We start from the raw sequence: 17,906 nt of genomic DNA, 5'->3' as shown, positions 1-17,906 counted from the left end.
GCCAATTCAAAAGTCCATCAATGCATTTTCCATATATGGTTACATGATTTATATCATAACCTCATTGCGTTGTCAAACATAATACCGAAGTAATTGTCGAACACTAGTGTCCATCGTGAGTTCCTTTGTGGTATAATAAACCACGTATGTCGTTCCAAAATCGGGAGGAATTGTTATCGGTATGGAGATGGAAATGGAGAAAAAGAAATCTACAGCTTGGCATGTAATATGGAGTATCGTCAAATATACGCTCATCACCTTCAAGTGGATACTGATCATTTGCGTAATAGCCGGATTTTTGGGAGGCGGCGTGGCCTTCGGTTATGTCTCCGCACTCGTCAAGGAAGAACCTATCCGAAGTAAGGAATCCATGACCGCACAGGTTCAGGAAAACGCACTCTCGGGCTTTGTTTATTTCAATGATGGCTCCATTATCGGGCAGCTCCGTGGAGAAGAAGACAGGCTTATGGCCAAGCTCGAAGACATTCCTCCACAAGTTATTGATGCCGTCTTTGCCATTGAAGACAAAAATTTTTACGAACACAATGGAATAGACTTTAAAGGAACAGCAAGAGCCATTTATCAAAAGCTGATGAAGCAAGATATTCAAACAGGAGGCAGTACGATAACCCAGCAGCTCGCACGGCGTGTGTTTTTGACGCTAGATCGCGAGGATAGCCGGAAAGCCAAGGAAATCTTTTTGGCGATGCGGATGGAAAGACTGATGTCGAAAGATGAAATCCTGCTCGCTTATTTGAACAAAATCCCTTATGGGAATGGTTCGTCCGGTTACAACGCATACGGGATCAAAGCGGCAGCCAAAGGGATATTCAATATCACTGATTTGAAGGAGCTTAACATCGCCCAAGCTGCCTATTTAGCTGGTGTCCCTCAGCTTCCAAGCAATTATTCTGCATTTTCAAGTAAGGGACAATTCGACGGAGCTGCGTTCAAACGTGCTACTACCAGACAACAGCTCGTACTGCGACGTATGCTGGAAGAAAACAAGATCAATCAGCAGCAATACCAGGAGGCACTGGATTTTGACTTGCAGGGTTCATTGGCAGAACCGGTTAAGAAGGCTTACTCCACCTATCCGTATCTGATGATCGAAATGGAAAAGGCTGCAGCCAAAGCTATCCTATCTGTTCAGGATCCGAAGCTAAGCGCACAGCCGAATTCCGATGCATACAATGAAGCTTTGAGAAATACCCAATCCCAATTAGGGCGAGCAGGCTACAAGATTTACACGACGCTCGACAAAGACATTTACGAGTCCATGCGGGATATTGCCGAAAATCCGGACAATTTCACTCCAGAGGACCCTGTTAAGGGTATAGAACAAATCGGAGCTGTTATGATGGATTCGAAGAGCGGGGCTATTCTTGGCATGATGGAAGGCCGTGACTTCTTTACAGAGCAAATGAATCATGCTACTCAAGCTTACCGTCAACCAGGTTCGGCAATGAAACCAATTGCTGCTTTCATTCCCGCTATGGAAAAAGGCGCCATACAGCCTGGTTCGATTATTGACGATGTTCCTATACTCTTGAAAGACCGTGGCAGCTATCATATACCTGAGAATTGGGATAACCAGTTCCATGGTTTAATTACAGCACGCAGAGCCTTCAATCAATCCTACAATATACCGGCCATCAAAATATTTTTGGATGTTGTCGGCATTGAGAATGCGTGGGATTTAGCCAAAAAAATGGGGATTACATCCATTGCCAAAGAAGATTACTCCGCACAAACAGGCGTTATTGGCGGTATGCGCAATGGAGTTTCGGTTAAAGAATTAACGAACGCCTACAACACGATTTCCAATAAGGGTGTTCATAATGAAGCGTTCATGATTCAACAAATTACCGACTCCACAGGAAAGGTTATTTATGAGCATGAAGCCAAACCGACTCCTCTATTCTCTGAGCAGACTGCCTATCTGATGACAGATATGATGCGAACGGTGGTTACGGCTGGTACAGCAACAGATTTGATGAGCAAATTTAAACAATATGGAAAAATCGCTATTGTTGGTAAAACGGGCTCAACACAGGATGATGCTGATGCCTGGTTTATGGGCTACACGCCAGATATTACATTAGGTGTCTGGGCCGGCTACGATTCTCCTGTTCACAAACTAAGCAGTCGCACAGGAGGCACCTCGCGTGCCAAGAACATCTGGGCGTTAGTTATGAATGAAGCTATAAATAAAAAGCCTGAATACTTTCCAACCAAGACATTCAAGCGGCCAGAAAATATTGTTGAAATGACGGTTTCCGGATATTCAGGAAAGCTTCCGAGCGCAGCATCATCCAAATCCGGGAAGCTGGTAACTGATTTATTCAACAGAAAGTATATTCCCACTGTTGAGGATAACGTATTTATAAATCTATCGATTATTCCATTTAATGGAATTAACTACATTGCTCAGGAATCAACCCCTGCCGAATTCGTGACCGAAAAAACGGTAATCAAACGCGAAAAATCTGTCAGTGGGATTCTCAAGCAAATTCAGGAAATTATGCAAAAGGTCTCACCTGATCGTCGTCGTTCCATTGATCATTACCGTCCCATTGATTACGAGGATGATGCACCAACAGAGAATGATCCACGGGTTGATGATGGCAAGCCACCTGTCTCACCCATCACAGTTGTGGCAACTCGTGCAGGTGATACAAGCGTTATTACATTTCAAGCTAGCAGCAGTCCGGATACCGTTGGTTATCGTCTATACCGTTCTCTCAATCGCGGTCCTTTCGAGCGTCTTGGCGGCAAAATTACATATGCAGGCGAAGAAACCAAATTTACAGATCAGGCTGCAGGAAATGGTGTATTCGGATATTATGTAACTGCAGTGGATGTTGGAGGTCAAGAATCGGCTCCAAGCAAAGCCTCCTTTACAGATGGTTCTATTGTGGATCCTTTGTCGCTCATTCCTGACGTGTCTGGAGCTATTCTGCCACCTCCTTTGACAGGCAGTCCTACAGGAGCTACTTCAACAGGCGGAAACACGGCAACAGGCTCAGGTACGGCTACGCCAGGAACAGGGAATGGCAGTAACAATGGTGCAGGTAAACCAGGAACAGGCACCGATGGAGCAGCCAATCCAGGAACAGGTACTAACAACAACGGCACCAATAATGGTGCAGCTCCAGGTACTGCGAATCAGGGAGACTCTTTATTTTCTCCAGGACCGCCACTAGCAGTTCCTGAAACACCTTCAGGCATGTCCATCAAAGCGGTTGAAGCTGGCCTGGTCATAAGCTGGAAAGCTAATGCAGCCAAAGACAAGGTTAAGCAGTACACCATTTTTTACAGCGACAAAGAAACAGGTGCTTACAGCAAACTTGGCACAATAAGCAGCGGTACGGAATTCCGATATTATGCGGCAGTTTATGATGGCTTTTATAAGATAGCAGCTACGAACGATTTAGGTGAATCGAAGCAGTCGGCTGCAGTCAGATTTAAAAAGTAAATGAACAAAAATACCCTTTCGCGATCAATGTTCATGTAGATGAACTTAAGATCATAAAAGGGTATTTTTATTGTAAAACGATTCAATATCAAGCGTATGCTATTAATCTTCTATCGTTGACAAGTCTCCGGTAGGCAGATTCAGTTCCCAAGCTTTAAGAACTCGACGCATTATTTTGCCGCTGCGTGTTTTGGGAAGCTTATCTTTGAATTCAATTTCACGAGGCGCTGCATGTGCCGATAGCCCTTCTTTTACAAACTTGGATATTTCCGCCTTCAGCTCATCAGAGGCTGTATAGCCTTCACGTAATGCGATGAATGCTTTAATAATTTCACCGCGCATCGGGTCTGGTTTACCTATCACTCCTGCTTCAGCTACGGCCGGATGCTCAACCAGCTTGCTTTCTACTTCAAACGGACCTACCCGCTCGCCTGCGGTATTGATGACATCATCCACACGACCTTGAAACCAAAAGTAACCATCTTCGTCATAATAGGCGGAGTCGCCCGAAATATACCAGCCTGGGATACGGAAGTATTCTTCGTATTTGGCAGGGTTGTTCCAGATTTTACGCATCATGGAAGGCCAAGGCGTCTTAATTGCCAAATTGCCCATCCTGTAAGGAGGAAGAACATTACCGGAGTCATCAACAATTGAAGCTTCAATACCTGGAAGCGGCTTACCCATAGAGCCTGGACGTATAGCCATGCAAGGGTAATTGCAAATTAATTGCCCGCCCGTCTCCGTCATCCACCATGTATCGTGAATACGTTGATTGTAAACCTTTAATCCCCAACGAACCACTTCAGGATTTAACGGTTCTCCTACACTCAGTACATGGCGAAGCTTAGATAAATCAAAGCTTGTGGATACCTCATCCCCAGCTCCCATTAGCATTCTAAAGGCAGTTGGAGCGCTGTACCAAACCGTTACACCGTATTTCTCCAGAGTACGATACCAGTCCTGTGGACTGAAGCGACCGCCGCGAATAACATTGGTAGCCCCATTCAACCAGGGACCAAATATTCCATAAGAGGTGCCCGTAACCCAGCCTGGGTCCGCTGTACACCAATATACATCCGATTCCTGCAAATCAAGTACTACGCGGCCGGTGTAGTAGTGCTGCAGCATCGCATTATGTGCATGAAATACACCTTTGGGCTTGCCTGTTGATCCTGAAGTATAATGAATCAATAAACCATCCTCACGGTCCACCCACTCGATATCCAATTGGTCTGTCGCTTGCGCCATTTCCTTGTGGAAATCGACTTGTCCCTCGGATAGCTCAAGATTATCGCCTACAATAATAATATGCTTCAAATCGGGAAGCTCAGCTACAGGGATTCTCGATACAAGCTGAGGTGTTGTGACGATGGCAATGGCACCACTATCCTGCAGACGATCTCTAACTGCGGTTTCCATGAAGGCTTCGAACAACGGGCCTACCACTGCACCTACCTTAATGGAGCCAAGCAATGCAAAATAGAGCTCAGGCGTGCGCGGCATAAAAATAAATACACGCTCTCCCTTGGTGATGCCGAGCTTGCGCAGTACGTTCCCAAACCGATTGGATTGCTCCTTCATCTGTTGATACGTATAGGATTCTTCACGCTTGTCATCACTGTAATGAAGAGCAATTTTATCCTTTCTGGAGGACTCGGTGTGTCTGTCAATGGCCTCATATGCGGCATTTACATTTCCCGTAGTCGACCAGGTAAACTGTTGTTCAATCTGTTCCCAACTGAAATTCGCACGTTCCTGTTCATAATCTTTCATATTCGATGATATCGAAACAGCTTCAATACTCTCAATATTCGTATGATCCATATCAAGTGCCTCCTGAATTTTAACGATTGATCTCGATAAAACGCTTACAAGCCCCTTATCGAAGTAATAGCTTTTATACAATGGCTATTATACCATATCCCGTTTTATCCGACTAACCCTTCTTACACAAAATTTTGGGTTACCTATATACTGCGTCTCTCCCGTGCAGTTGGCTCGGCCTGACGGCTTCCAAGAAACTACCACACATGCTATAATCTGCGATAAGGTAACCTATGAACCTCGCTTTATCTCTGAAAGGAGAAGAACGGCATGCAGCATATAAAAATATACCATTCGCAGCTTGTCCCAAGCAGCAATTCTTCTTCGATTGTTGTAGAAGGCCCTGTTCCGCCTGAACAATTAGCGCAATACCGGATGCATCCCGATCTGGATGCATTTCGACGTCCTCCCGAGCAGTTCATTGCTCTCGTTGAAATCGCCGAGCTTCCAGAAGGCCGCATCATTGTATCAAGGATTGAAGATCTCATCATTGGTTATGTAACCTTTCATTATGCAGACGAAATGGAACGCTGGTCGCAAGGTCATATGGAGGATCTAGTAGAATTAGGAGCTATCGAGGTTGCCGATGATTATCGCGGACTTGGACTCGGAAAACGTATGATCCGACTTGCCTTTGAGGATGGCCAACTGGAAAATGTCATTACTTTTACTACTGAATATTATTGGCACTGGGATCTGGAAAAAAATGGGTTGAATGTGTGGGATTACCGCAAAATGATGGAAAAACTGATGCAGAGTGTAGATATGGTCTGGTTTGCTACGGATGATCCCGAAATATGCTCACATCCCGCAAACTGTCTGATGGTACGTGTAGGTAAACAGGTGCCATTGACTTCCGTTGAGCAGTTTGATCGTGTCCGATTTCAACAACGTTTTATGTACTGATTTGTATCCATACCCGGGGGCGTAAATGATGACGATTCCAGCTTTTTTTATTTATGATGAAAGTGAAACGGGATATCGCTTTAATAAGGATCATCCCTTCAATCAAAAGCGGCTGACGCTGACCGTTGATTTGCTGCGTAGTCTGAATACGCTGCCTGATCAAGCTATATTATCTCCTTCCGCAGCCCTTGATGAGCAACTGTTAGCTGTTCACAGCGCTGACTATGTAAGCGAAGTAAAATTACTAAGTGAAGCAGCGCCGAACCCAGAGGCCGTTAATCAGGCCAGTCGTTACGGACTTGATACGGAGGATACGCCTTTTTTTCAGGGCATGCATGCCATAACCTCGACAGTGGTTGGAGGCTCCCTCCTGGCTGTCGATACCGTAATGAGCGGACGCTCCTCGCATGCCTTGCACTTGGGAGGTGGACTCCATCATGCACTATCAAACAAGGGAGCCGGCTTCTGTGTGTATAATGATGCGTCTGTAGCCATTGAGCATGCCAAGAAGCAGTACGGCGCCCGTGTGCTGTATATCGATACTGACGTTCATCATGGCGATGGCGTACAGTGGAGTTTTTACACCGACCCGGAAGTATGCACCGTATCCATCCATGAGACCGGAAAATATTTGTTTCCCGGAACTGGTGCTGTTAATGAACGTGGTGAAGGCATTGCATTCGGAACCTGTATCAATATTCCCTTGGAGCCTTATACTGAGGACGCCTCATGGCTGGAATGTCTGGAGGAGATTCTTAACAAGGCTATCGACCATTTCAAGCCCGATCTGATCGTGTCCCAACATGGCTGTGATGCTCATGCATATGATCCCTTGTCCCACATCCACTGCAGCATGAATATTTACAAAGCGATGCCGCGGCTGATCCATCGGCTTGCCCATCAGTATTGTGAGGGGCGTTGGGTAGCGCTCGGCGGCGGCGGATACGATATCTGGCGGGTCGTTCCTCGCGCCTGGAGTCTCCTCTGGCTTGAAATGAACGATCATCCGCTGATTGGGCAGGTAGAGCAGGACCCAACGCTAAAACTGCCATCAGCCTGGCTGTCCCAGTGGCAAAACGAGTGTCCTGTCATACTGCCTACTACTTGGCTGGATTGTACAGATGAGTGGGAACCCATGCCACGCCGTCATGAAATCACATTGAAGAATCGCCATATCAAGGAATTAGCTGCGCTTTATTTACCTTGATCAACAGTATGCTGCAGGATAATGACGACTTCTGTTATTCAAAAAATTAAGCCCGCATTCCATAAGTCGAATGGAAGCGGGCCTTTGTATTTTCTTTATTGCTACAGCTTAAAACTGGATCTTTTCTTCGATAAACGCCTTCAGCTCGCTGATCGGCATTCTTGTTTGTTCCATCGAATCGCGGTGACGCACGGTCACTTGACCATCCTGCTCGGAGTCAAAGTCGTATGTGATACAGAAAGGTGTACCAATCTCATCGTGACGACGATATCTTTTACCGATTGAACCTGATTCATCATAATCAACCATGAAATGTTTGGATAGCCCCTCAAACACGCTCTGAGCACCCTCTGAGAGCTTCTTGGACAGCGGGAAGATTGCTGCCTTAATCGGCGCCAAAGCGGGATGGAAGCGCAATACGGTCCGGCTGTCATCGCCTTCCAGCTGCTGCTCTTCATAAGCATCAATCAGAAATGCCAGTGTAACCCGGTCAGCCCCAAGTGAAGGCTCGATACAATAAGGAACATAGCGGTCACTGCTCTCTTGGTCGATATAGTTAAAATCCTCGCCCGAGTGCTGCATGTGCTGCTTCAGATCGTAGTCGGTACGGTCTGCAATGCCCCACAGTTCTCCCCATCCAAAAGGAAACTTGAATTCGATGTCCGAAGTTGCATTACTGTAATGAGACAGCTCATCATCAGAATGATCTCTCATACGGATGTTGTTTTCTTTCAATCCAAGATTGAGCAGCCATTGGAAGCAATAGTTTCTCCAGTACTCAAACCACTGTATATCTTCGCCAGGCTTACAGAAAAATTCAAGCTCCATTTGCTCGAACTCGCGGGTACGGAACGTAAAGTTACCTGGAGTGATCTCGTTACGGAAGCTTTTACCGATTTGTCCAATACCGAACGGGAGCTTCTTTCTCATCGTACGCTGTACGTTTTTGAAATTAACGAAGATGCCTTGTGCCGTTTCCGGACGCATGTAGACGACATTCGAGCTAGCTTCAGTAACGCCTTGAAAAGTTTTGAACATCAGGTTGAACTGACGTATTTCCGTGTAATCAAAAGCACCGCAATCCGGGCATACAATATGGTGCTCAACCATCAAAGCACTCATTTGATCGAACGACAAACCGTCGACAACCATTTCAATCCCTTTTGCATCTAAGGCATTTTCAATAATTTTATCCGCGCGATGGCGAGCTTTACACTGTTTACAGTCGATCATAGGATCATTAAAGTTACCTACGTGACCCGAGGCCACCCATGCTTGTGGGTTCATCAGAATTGCTGCATCCAAGCCTACGTTGAATGGAGATTCCTGAATAAACTTTTTCCACCAGGCTTTTTTGATATTATTTTTCAATTCAACACCAAGCGGACCGTAATCCCAAGTGTTGGCTAATCCGCCATATATCTCTGATCCCGGGAAAATAAAGCCTCTATGTTTAGCTAAAGCTACAACCTGTTCCATGCTAACTGTCATGATTCGTTCTCTCCTTCTATATGGTTACAAATGCTTCAGCATATGATCGACTATTCGATATGAATTCTCGGATGCCTGCAATGTAAATTGAGCAAAATTCACTTCTGCCGATCCATCGGCTTTATCCGACATCGAACGGATCACGACCTGCGGGATACTGTTCATTGCACACACCTGTGCAACAGCGGCACCCTCCATTTCAGTACACGTCCCCTGCAGCTCACTATAGAGCTTGGCAACGGTGTCTCGGCTGGCAATAAACTGATCACCAGACAATACTCTGCCTACTTGAACTTGACCAGGAAAAAGCTCATTGCTTGCATCGAGCGCTGCTTGCTTGAGACGTTCATCCGATACAAACAACGAGACTTCTTCATAAGGAATCGTCCCACGCGGAAATCCTAACGCCGTAACATCCATATCATGCTGCATGAGCTCGGAAGAAATAACGATATCTCCAACATTTAAATCCGGATGAACTGCCCCGGCAACTCCTGTAAATATAATGGAATCGACTCCATATGTATCAATCAATATTTGAGTGGTCACAGCAGCATTAACTTTGCCAACACCCGATTTGCACAGTACGATTCTTTGGTTATGCAAGAGCCCCTCCAGAAATTGAATTCGGGCTTTTTCCGTAGTCTCAACCTGCTCCATATGTTCTAGAAATAATGCGATTTCTTCTTTCATTGCACCTATAATGCCAATTTTACCATAAGACAAAAGGGTATCCTCCTAAGAAAGTATTGCCGCTGAACAATCGAAACTTGCATCATCTTGGTGAAGTTAAGCTTACGCCCCAGTTCCCTCGGTGTTGCTTGTTCTATGAACTCTTAAATGCCCCATAAAAAGAAAGGAGGCTCATATTAGAGATGAGCCACCGAATTTCTATGAATAAGCTCATGGGGTAAAATTACCTGCATGAGTTCCGAAGCATCCTTGGTCTCTTTGTTCATCAGTTTCGTTAGCAGTCTCATTGACACGGCACCAATATCGTACATTGGCATTGCGACCGTCGTTAACTGAGGCCTTACCATGGAAGCCATGCGAATGTTATCTACACTAATGACAGATACATCTTCCGGTACACGTAAACCACTATCCAGCAACGTGTGCATCGCACCAATGGCCATTTCATCTGTCGCAGCAAAAATCGCCGTTGGACGTTCACTTAGCTCCAGAAAATGCTTGGCAACTTCCAAGCCAGATTCATAACGATAATTTCCTATTCTTACGTAATCTTCACGCAGCGGAATTTCGGCAGCCTCAAGCGCCCTCTTGTAGCCTTGGTAACGAGCAAATCCATTAGCAGGATCCTGCAGCGTTCCTGAGATCATAGCAATGTTGCGGTGCCCATTCTGGATCAATAAATTCACTGCGTCAAAGGCCGCCTGCTCATGATCAATGTCAACAGAAGCAAATGCATTATTGTCATCCTTGGTAGCACATAATACAATCGGAACCGACGATGTTTTGAACGCTTGAAGATGCTCGTCCGTTACAGCTCCGCCCATAAACAACAGTCCGTCAACCTGCTTCTCCAATAATGTGTTAATAACACGTATTTCTTTATCTTTCTTCTTATCTGCATTACACAATATGATGTTATAGTGATACATGTTCGCAATATCTTCAATACCTCTAGCAAGCTCTGAAAAAATAGTGTTGGAAATGTCGGGAATCACAACGCCAACCGTTGTTGTTTTCTTGCTGGCAAGTCCTCTGGCTACGGCATTTGGGCGGTAACCGAGACGTTCGATGGCTTCAAATACCTTCTTGCGCGTTTGCGGCTTCACGTTGGGATTGTTATTCACAACCCTCGATACGGTTGCCATGGAAACGCCTGCTTCTCTGGCTACATCATAAATGGTTACAGTCACGGACATTCTCTCCAGTATGTAAAGTGTATTAAAACAGCGTGCTTTACTTATTTGATTTTATCATACGACAAAATACGGTTTTTCGCAATGAAAGGAACGATTTCTTTCATTTATAGTATCAAAAAAACACAAAAAAAGCCAACTGCAAGGCAGTTGACTTCACAATTTACGTTAATTATGGAGAATCATTCAGTGATAATGATTGCTTGGAGATTTGTTCGAGCCGCTTACGGACATCCTCTACCCATGGCTCATCCTGTAACGATTGAGCGAGCAGCAGCAGATCCAGCAGTTCATTGATACGCTCTTCTACAATTTTTTCGACCGGATCTGCAGCATACTGCTTCTCTGTCACTTTAAACATCAGATGAGCAATTTCACTGATGTCATTAAAATGAATATGCTGTTTATTCGTCGTCTGTTCCAACTTTCCAATCACTCCGGTTAACTCGCTCTTCACCTCTGCAAGCACTTCGCTTCGGCGACAGTCTTCACAAGAAAAAACCGGAACATTCTCAATCTCAACCTTGTTTTTATAAATGACAGTACGCAGCTTTATATTCATGGTGCTGCCACATTTGCATTGCTTATGCAACTCATACCACTCCTTCATCGCTCCAGCAGGACCTTACGCTGTTATGACCTTCTAGAATTATTCTACTTCCAGAGGTAAAATCCTTCTCGATTCAGGCTAGTAATATTTAGCACCTTTCCATCTTTCAAACCGAACACGAATGCTCGGTATAGTTACGAAAAGCATTGCCAAAGCAGCACCGATGGCATCATTGCGAATATCCATCACATCCGGAGTACGGCCAGGCACAAAGGATTGATGAATCTCATCTGTAACTCCATACAGCGTACATAACAATACAACTGCCAATTTGATAACCCATGTCAACCTATGAATTCCAAAAGCCCAGGCATAGGTCAGGGACAAAATAAAATAAGCAAGAAAATGTCCCCAATCCAGCCCTTCCATAAATGGAATGAATCGTTGAAATTGGCTAAGCCAGCCCCCCATATCATCTCCAGTTCTGGCAGACAAATAGAAGATTGCTAGCATCCACAGAAGAGCAGGCAGAAACCGAACGGTAATTCTCATGTCAATGCTTCGTTGTATATTCGGCAAGCACCTGAATATAGGCTTTCATAAACGCAGGAAGATCAGGAGGTCTCCGACCAGAAACAATATTACGGTCAATCACGACTTCCTCATCGACCCAGATCGCACCGGCATTCTCAAGATCATCCTTGATTCCAGGAGTCGATGTCATCGTATATCCCTCACATATTTTGGCGGAAGCTAACACCCAACCAGCATGGCATATATGGGCGATCGGCTTCACAGCCTCGTGGAACTCTCGAGTCAAGCGCAGTACATCAGCATAGCGACGAAGCTTGTCAGGTGCCCAACCACCCGGAACATAGAGTCCGATATAATCATTGGATTGAACCTCACTGAAAGCATATTCGGTTGTCAAAGGCACCCCGTATTTGCCGTAAAATACTTTATTAGCGGTTGGTCCGACAAGATGGACCTCAGCTCCCGCTTCACGGAGACGCAGTACAGGGTACCACATTTCCAGATCCTCAAATTCTTCATCTACAAAAGCGAGCACTTTATATCCTTGTAATACCATTGTAATAATCCCTCCATTGTTTCATAGGTATGTTCATACGCCTGGCTGTTGTCCACCGTCTATAACGATTTCAGTGCCCGTGATTGAAGGCACGCGGTCAGATACAAGCAGCAAGGCCATGGATGCTATTTCATCAGGGTCCACCAGGTGCCCGAGCGGTATTGACTTATTCATAAGCGCCTTCTGATCATCATAACCGATACCGTTGGCCTGTGCATGTTGCCGGGTTAATGTCTCTGACCTTTCCGTAGCTGTCGAACCTGGTGAGATTGCATTGATTCTGACATTGGATTTAGCCAATTCCTTGGAAATCCCTCTTGTGAAATTAAGCAGAGCAGCATTAGCGGTACTGCCTGCCAAAAAGGTAGGGCTAGGCGTTCTACCCGCACCGCCGACGATATTCACGATACGACCATCCTTTTGATTGATCATATAGGGAGCAGCCTCCTTGACCAAGCGTATGTAGCCGAGCAGCTTTAAATTCCAGGCTTCTGTGAATACATCTTCGGATAACTCGAAAAATGCTCCTGCTTTCGCCGAGCCTGCATTATTGATTACAATATCAATGCGGCCATAATGATCCAAAGCAGTAGAAACAACCGTTCTGCTTGTAGCAGGATCTCCCATATCACCAGCAACCATCACAATACGTGAAGGACTCTCTGCCGTATAATTTCCCACGATGGAATCGACGGCTTTCTGCAAGCGTCCCGAATCCCGAGCCACCATAATGACAGAAGCCCCTTCCTTATACAGCGCCTTGGAGCATGCAAGTCCAATTCCAGCACTTGCCCCCGTAACAATCGCAATTTTACCGCCAAGTCCGAGATCCATCCGAACCCCTGCCTCTCCTCTTGTCATCGATCTATTTATCGATTACTTCGCTATGACATCCTCATGCAAATGCTTGTTTAACAAATCAATCACGGCAGTACTTGTGCTGCATCGAAGCAATTGTTCCCATATGTTCGAGCTTTGATTGAAGTGGCTTTGCAGCAGGCTATTTTTAACCCGTAATATGGACTGTATCGACATACTCAATTCTTTAACATCCAGACCAAGCCAGATGGGAAGCGCCCGAATGTCTCCTGCCATTTCGCCACATACGCTGACGTGTATATTAGCCGCTTTGGCAGACTCTACCGTGCTCTTAAGCATCCGCAGTACAGCCGGGTGAAAAGGATTATACAAGTGGGCTACGGTCTCATTCATGCGATCCACTGCAAGCACATATTGTACGAGATCATTTGTTCCGATACTGAAGAAGTTCACCTTCTGTGCTAACAAATCGGCTATAATGACGGCTGCAGGGACTTCAATCATAATCCCTACTTCAATATGTTCCTGAAAAGGAATCTGCTCTGAACGCAGCTCTTCCTTGGCTGATTCCAGCACAGCATTCGCTTTATCCAGCTCTTCGATGGATGATATCATCGGATACAAAATTTTTACATTGCCATAATAGCTGGCACGGAGTATGGCACGAAGCTGCGTTTTAAACAAATCGATACGATCCAGTGAAATTCGGATAGCGCGATAACCAAGAGCAGGATTATCCTCCTCGGGAAGTGCAAAATAATCGAGGCTTTTATCACCGCCGATATCAAGTGTCCGGATAACTACACGCTTACCGCCAAGTTTCTCGGCTACCTGCTTATATACCCTGAACTGCTCTTCTTCAAGCGGCAAATTATCCCGATCCATATACAAAAACTCCGTTCGGAACAGCCCTACCCCGGAAGCTCCATTACTCAACACCTGATCCAGCTCTTTAACGGTACTGATATTAGCCGCCAGTTGAACAGCCACGCCGTCCTCGGTTTGAGTTGGAATATGGGCAAGGACCTGCAGCTTATCGCGCATTTTCAGCCAATTGGATTTGCGTACTCGATAAATTTCAATCTGCTCTTCCGAAGGATTGATGTATACCTGCCCCTCATCGCCGTCAATAATAAGAAAATCTCCATTCTGAATTGGCGTTGCCAGCTTGCCTTCCAGACCCAGTACATAAGGAATACCCATTGCACGAGCCATGATGGACACATGAGAGGTTTGTCCACCGAGCATCGTGACAAGACCCAATGCGTTAATCGTATCCAAATGAACCATTTCGGACGGAGAGAGCTCTTTGGCAACAACAATGTAAGGCTGCTCCTTAGGCGGTATCGTTTCTTCCAACGCACCAAGCAGATGCTTTAACAGCCTGTTTCCGACATCCTTGATATCCAGAGCTCTTTCCTTCATATATTGATCATCCAGCAGGTCAAACATATTCACAAACTTCTCAATAGCCTCTTTAACCGCAACCTCAGCCGCTTTATATTGCCGCTGCATGATTCCTTGTACCTCATTCATGAAAATCGGATCTTCCAAAATGGCCAGGTGCGCGTCAAAAATTGACGTTTTATCGTCACCGAGCACCGTAACAAACTCCTGTTTGATACACTCGATTTCATCCTTCGAGTTCCGAATTCCATCATACAACCGTTCAAATTCGAATGCCAGATCCTTCACATCAATCAGCTTTTCAGGGAAGTCCCATTCCCAGGTCGGTATGACAAAAGCTTTCCCCATCGCAATACCTGATGCAGCTCCGATCCCCTCAACCATGAGCGTTTCCTCCCTTTATGCTTGGCTCTTTCATGACTACGGACATTACGGATGCCTGTCCTTTTTTTACTGCCTTATAAGGCGCGAAGCTCCATGACTTGACCTTGTCCACATTCGTGATCAGCATAGGAGTTGCGAGCGATTTGCAGTTTTTTTTCACCTTTTGCAGATTAAATTTCACCAGCAATTGGCCCACCTCCACCCTATCGCCTTCCTTGATAAAAGCTGTAAACCACTTACCCTGCAGCTGTGCGGTGTCGATTCCAATGTGAAGCAGAACCTCAAGACCCTCATCTGTCTCAATGCCTATTGCGTGCAGTGATGGGTATAAAATAATGATTTTACCGGCTACAGGAGCAACCAGCTCTCCTTTTTCCGGCATAAAAGCTACCCCATTCCCGACAAGCTTACCGGAAAAAATCTGATCCGGAACTTCCTCGAGCGGAATCATCTGCCCCTGCATTGGCGCATTGAACAGCACTTGCTGAATATCTTTGCGCATCAGCTTTTTGATTTCCTCACGTATTAACTCGGAGTACGTACCAAACACAACCTGTACATTGCCTCCACCTAATCGGATGACGCCAGCCGCACCTAAATGCTTCAGCGCAGCAATGTCCATCAATCGATCATTGGTTAAGGTGAGTCTCAGCCTTGTAATACAGGCTTCAATGTTCTTGATATTGTCCTTGCCCCCGAGGGATTGCAGGATTAGTGGAGACCGGTAAGGGATATCACCTGCCCACTCTTCAAGCTTGGAGCCCTCTTCCCTACCAGGAGTCGGAATCCGAAAGCGGCGAATCGCCCAGCGAAACAAAAAGTAATAAAGCAAACCATAAGCAATACCAATCGGTATCAGCATCCATCCATTATGCGACAAATGAAAATTGATAATATAATCAATCGCACCTGCCGAATATGAAAAGCCATGATGGATATTTAAAGCGTACGCAATCCACATGGAAAGCCCGGAAAGAAGTGCGTGAATCACAAATAAATAGGGCGCTACGAACAAAAAAGCAAATTCAATCGGCTCTGTGACTCCAGTCAAAAACGATGCCAGAGCTGCCGTCATAAAGGTTGCACGGATTTTGGGCTTGAGGTCCTCGCGAGCCTCCTGAATAATAGCCAACGCAATAGCCGGAAGCGCAAACATCATGATAGGATATAAACCTGCCATGTATGCGCCAGCATTAGGATCACCTGCAAAATATCGCGGCAGATCCCCAAACACCATTTCACCACTTGGCTTCTCAAAGGCACCAAGTTGAAACCAAAAGAAGTTGTTAAACACGTGATGCAAGCCTGATGGCACCAGTAATCGGTGGATCACCCCGTTTACAAACGTGCCAAAGCCCCCCAGCCCGATAATAGCGGTGGATAGCCATTCCATAAACTTTTCCATATATGGACCCACTTCAATGGTTATCAAGCTAAGTATAAAGATAGCAAGACCCATCAATAATGGAACCATTCTGGGTCCACCGAAAAATTGTATCGATTCCGGAAGCTGAATATTTTTACAGCGATGAAACAAAATCGCGGCAATAAGACCGATTAATATACCTCCAGGAACACCAAGATGAAATTCTGCACCTAAGTAATGCCGGGTTGCCTGTATAAACATCAAGTGTCCAATGAGTGCAGACATCCCTGCAATACCAGCACTTTCCGTTAATCCGAGAGCAACCCCAACAGCAAAGATCATAGGAAGGAACGTAAAGATGGTGTTACCGCAGAACAACAAAATTTCCCCGAACTGAGACATATGTATTTCTTGCCACGGAAGAGCTCCAAGCCATAACAAAATAGCAGCAACGGGAAGTATCATGGTCGGAAGCATTAGCGACCGGCCTAACTGCTGCAAACTACCCATTAAGTTCAAGCCAATCATCCCCTCCTTTCTATTTCGATGGTAAAGGTAAAGCCTGATTTTGTCAAACAAATGAACCTCATTCATACACGTTTTGAATGGGTAAGGAAAAGCGGGCCAATGGCCCGCTTTTGTTAAGCTTGAATTAAAATTGGTAGCGGCTAAACGAATTGTTGGACTGGCTGTATTGGCTTTGTGATGGTTGTGTAGAGTCTGATCTCAGATAGGCATCGTGGCCTTGTTGGTTACCACGATAGTTAGCTGTGTAGTAGGACTGTGGACTTTGAAATTGACTATACGATTGATTTTGTTGATTTTGTTGATTTTGATTTTGCTGGTTTTGTTGATTGGATCCGTATTGGCTGCTGCTTCCTGCATTGTATGAATTCATGCCTGAAGCTCCAATACCATACTGACTTTGCGCTGTTTGTGTGGAATCCGATCTCAGATAGGCGTCATGCCCTGGTTGATTTCCCATATAGCTTGCGGTGTGAAAAGAATTCGGGTTTTGTGTTTGATTTGAAAACTGGTTTTGATAGCCATACAATGCATTGTTATTGATGTTTCCATACGATGATGCCTGATTACTATAGCCTGTACCCATACCAAATTGGCTTTGTGCTGTTTGGGTGGAATCCGATCTCAGGTAAGCGTCATGTCCTTGCTGATTGCCACGATAATTGGCCGTATGGAACGCATCCTGACTTTGTGTTTGGTTGTTGGCAAATTGATTGTTGTACGGATTACTATTTTGAAAGTTATTCGAATTACCCATACCAAGCGATTGATTATATTGAGACTGCACATTACCTATCGGCTGGTACTTGGTCTCCATACCACGGTATTGAGAGCCTGAATTGGATGAACCGAACTGATTTTGATAAGCGTTTTGCTGGTTGTTTTGATACATGTACAATTCCTCCTAGAGATCCACAAGTCTTCCGGAGCCATCAGGACTAGGCCCTGCTTTTCCAGAAGCTTTTTATAT

Annotated in this window: 14 protein-coding genes; 3 read left to right on the top strand and 11 right to left on the bottom strand. The window is 45.4% G+C overall.

All coding sequences use genetic code 11. The annotated features are described in order from the left end of the window. The first annotated feature begins 181 nt into the window (after nt 1–181). Complete coding sequence (locus tag BK127_RS31140; protein ID WP_076235994.1) at nt 182–3,478, top strand: transglycosylase domain-containing protein; 3,297 nt, start codon at nt 182–184, stop codon at nt 3,476–3,478. A 102-nt stretch (nt 3,479–3,580) separates the two neighbouring features. Here the strand turns inward: BK127_RS31140 and acsA are convergent, their stop codons facing one another. Continuing rightward, on the bottom strand, nt 3,581–5,305 hold the full coding sequence (gene acsA, locus BK127_RS31135; RefSeq protein WP_076235993.1) for an acetate--CoA ligase: 1,725 nt from the start codon (nt 5,303–5,305) through the stop codon (nt 3,581–3,583). Between the two features lie 270 nt (nt 5,306–5,575). Here acsA and BK127_RS31130 point away from each other — a divergent pair, with 270 nt between their 5' ends. Both BK127_RS31130 and BK127_RS31125 read left to right on the top strand, forming a co-directional pair. Further along, nucleotides 5,576–6,211: a GNAT family N-acetyltransferase gene (locus BK127_RS31130; protein ID WP_076235992.1), complete on the top strand. Its 636-nt coding sequence runs from the start codon at nt 5,576–5,578 to the stop codon at nt 6,209–6,211. Nucleotides 6,212–6,239: 28 nt separating this feature from the next. Next, a complete protein-coding gene (locus BK127_RS31125) occupies nt 6,240–7,418 on the top strand; it encodes an acetoin utilization protein AcuC (RefSeq protein ID WP_076235991.1) in 1,179 nt (392 codons plus the stop codon). A 108-nt stretch (nt 7,419–7,526) separates the two neighbouring features. Here the strand turns inward: BK127_RS31125 and BK127_RS31120 are convergent, their stop codons facing one another. The 10 genes from BK127_RS31120 to BK127_RS31075 form a co-directional block, all read right to left on the bottom strand. Further along, nucleotides 7,527–8,909 (bottom strand): glycine--tRNA ligase, encoded by a 1,383-nt coding sequence (locus tag BK127_RS31120; RefSeq protein ID WP_076235990.1) that lies wholly within the window; start codon nt 8,907–8,909, stop codon nt 7,527–7,529. 24 nt (nt 8,910–8,933) lie between these two features. Then, on the bottom strand, nt 8,934–9,635 hold the full coding sequence (locus BK127_RS31115; RefSeq protein ID WP_076235989.1) for a 5'-methylthioadenosine/adenosylhomocysteine nucleosidase: 702 nt from the start codon (nt 9,633–9,635) through the stop codon (nt 8,934–8,936). A gap of 143 nt (nt 9,636–9,778) precedes the next feature. Then, nucleotides 9,779–10,798, bottom strand: coding sequence for a catabolite control protein A (ccpA, locus tag BK127_RS31110; RefSeq protein ID WP_076235988.1), 1,020 nt, complete (start codon nt 10,796–10,798; stop codon nt 9,779–9,781). Nucleotides 10,799–10,967: 169 nt separating this feature from the next. Continuing rightward, nucleotides 10,968–11,405 carry a hypothetical protein gene (locus BK127_RS31105; protein ID WP_305954339.1) on the bottom strand — a complete coding sequence of 146 codons (438 nt, stop codon included), beginning with the start codon at nt 11,403–11,405 and terminating at the stop codon, nt 10,968–10,970. A 78-nt stretch (nt 11,406–11,483) separates the two neighbouring features. Continuing rightward, the gene (locus tag BK127_RS31100; RefSeq protein WP_076235986.1) at nt 11,484–11,897 is read right to left on the bottom strand and encodes a VanZ family protein; all 414 of its coding nucleotides are present in this window, start codon (nt 11,895–11,897) and stop codon (nt 11,484–11,486) included. Between the two features lies 1 nt (nt 11,898). Further along, nucleotides 11,899–12,435, bottom strand: a complete 537-nt coding sequence (locus BK127_RS31095; RefSeq protein ID WP_076235985.1) for a type 1 glutamine amidotransferase domain-containing protein — start codon at nt 12,433–12,435, stop codon at nt 11,899–11,901. 33 nt (nt 12,436–12,468) lie between these two features. Further along, the gene (locus BK127_RS31090) at nt 12,469–13,296 is read right to left on the bottom strand and encodes an SDR family NAD(P)-dependent oxidoreductase (protein ID WP_076235984.1); all 828 of its coding nucleotides are present in this window, start codon (nt 13,294–13,296) and stop codon (nt 12,469–12,471) included. Between the two features lie 15 nt (nt 13,297–13,311). Then, on the bottom strand, nt 13,312–15,045 hold the full coding sequence (gene ptsP / locus BK127_RS31085) for a phosphoenolpyruvate--protein phosphotransferase (protein WP_076235983.1): 1,734 nt from the start codon (nt 15,043–15,045) through the stop codon (nt 13,312–13,314). Beyond that, the gene (locus BK127_RS31080) at nt 15,038–16,930 is read right to left on the bottom strand and encodes a glucose PTS transporter subunit IIA (protein ID WP_076236021.1); all 1,893 of its coding nucleotides are present in this window, start codon (nt 16,928–16,930) and stop codon (nt 15,038–15,040) included. Before BK127_RS31080 ends, ptsP begins: the two co-directional genes overlap by 8 nt. Before the next feature lie 133 nt (nt 16,931–17,063). Next, nucleotides 17,064–17,828 (bottom strand): hypothetical protein, encoded by a 765-nt coding sequence (locus BK127_RS31075; protein ID WP_076235982.1) that lies wholly within the window; start codon nt 17,826–17,828, stop codon nt 17,064–17,066. Between the last annotated feature and the right edge of the window lie 78 nt (nt 17,829–17,906).

The organism is Paenibacillus sp. FSL H7-0331 (genome assembly GCF_001956045.1).
The sequence above is the reverse complement of the archived record's forward strand: the minus strand, read 5'-3'. Positions and strand labels throughout refer to the sequence as shown.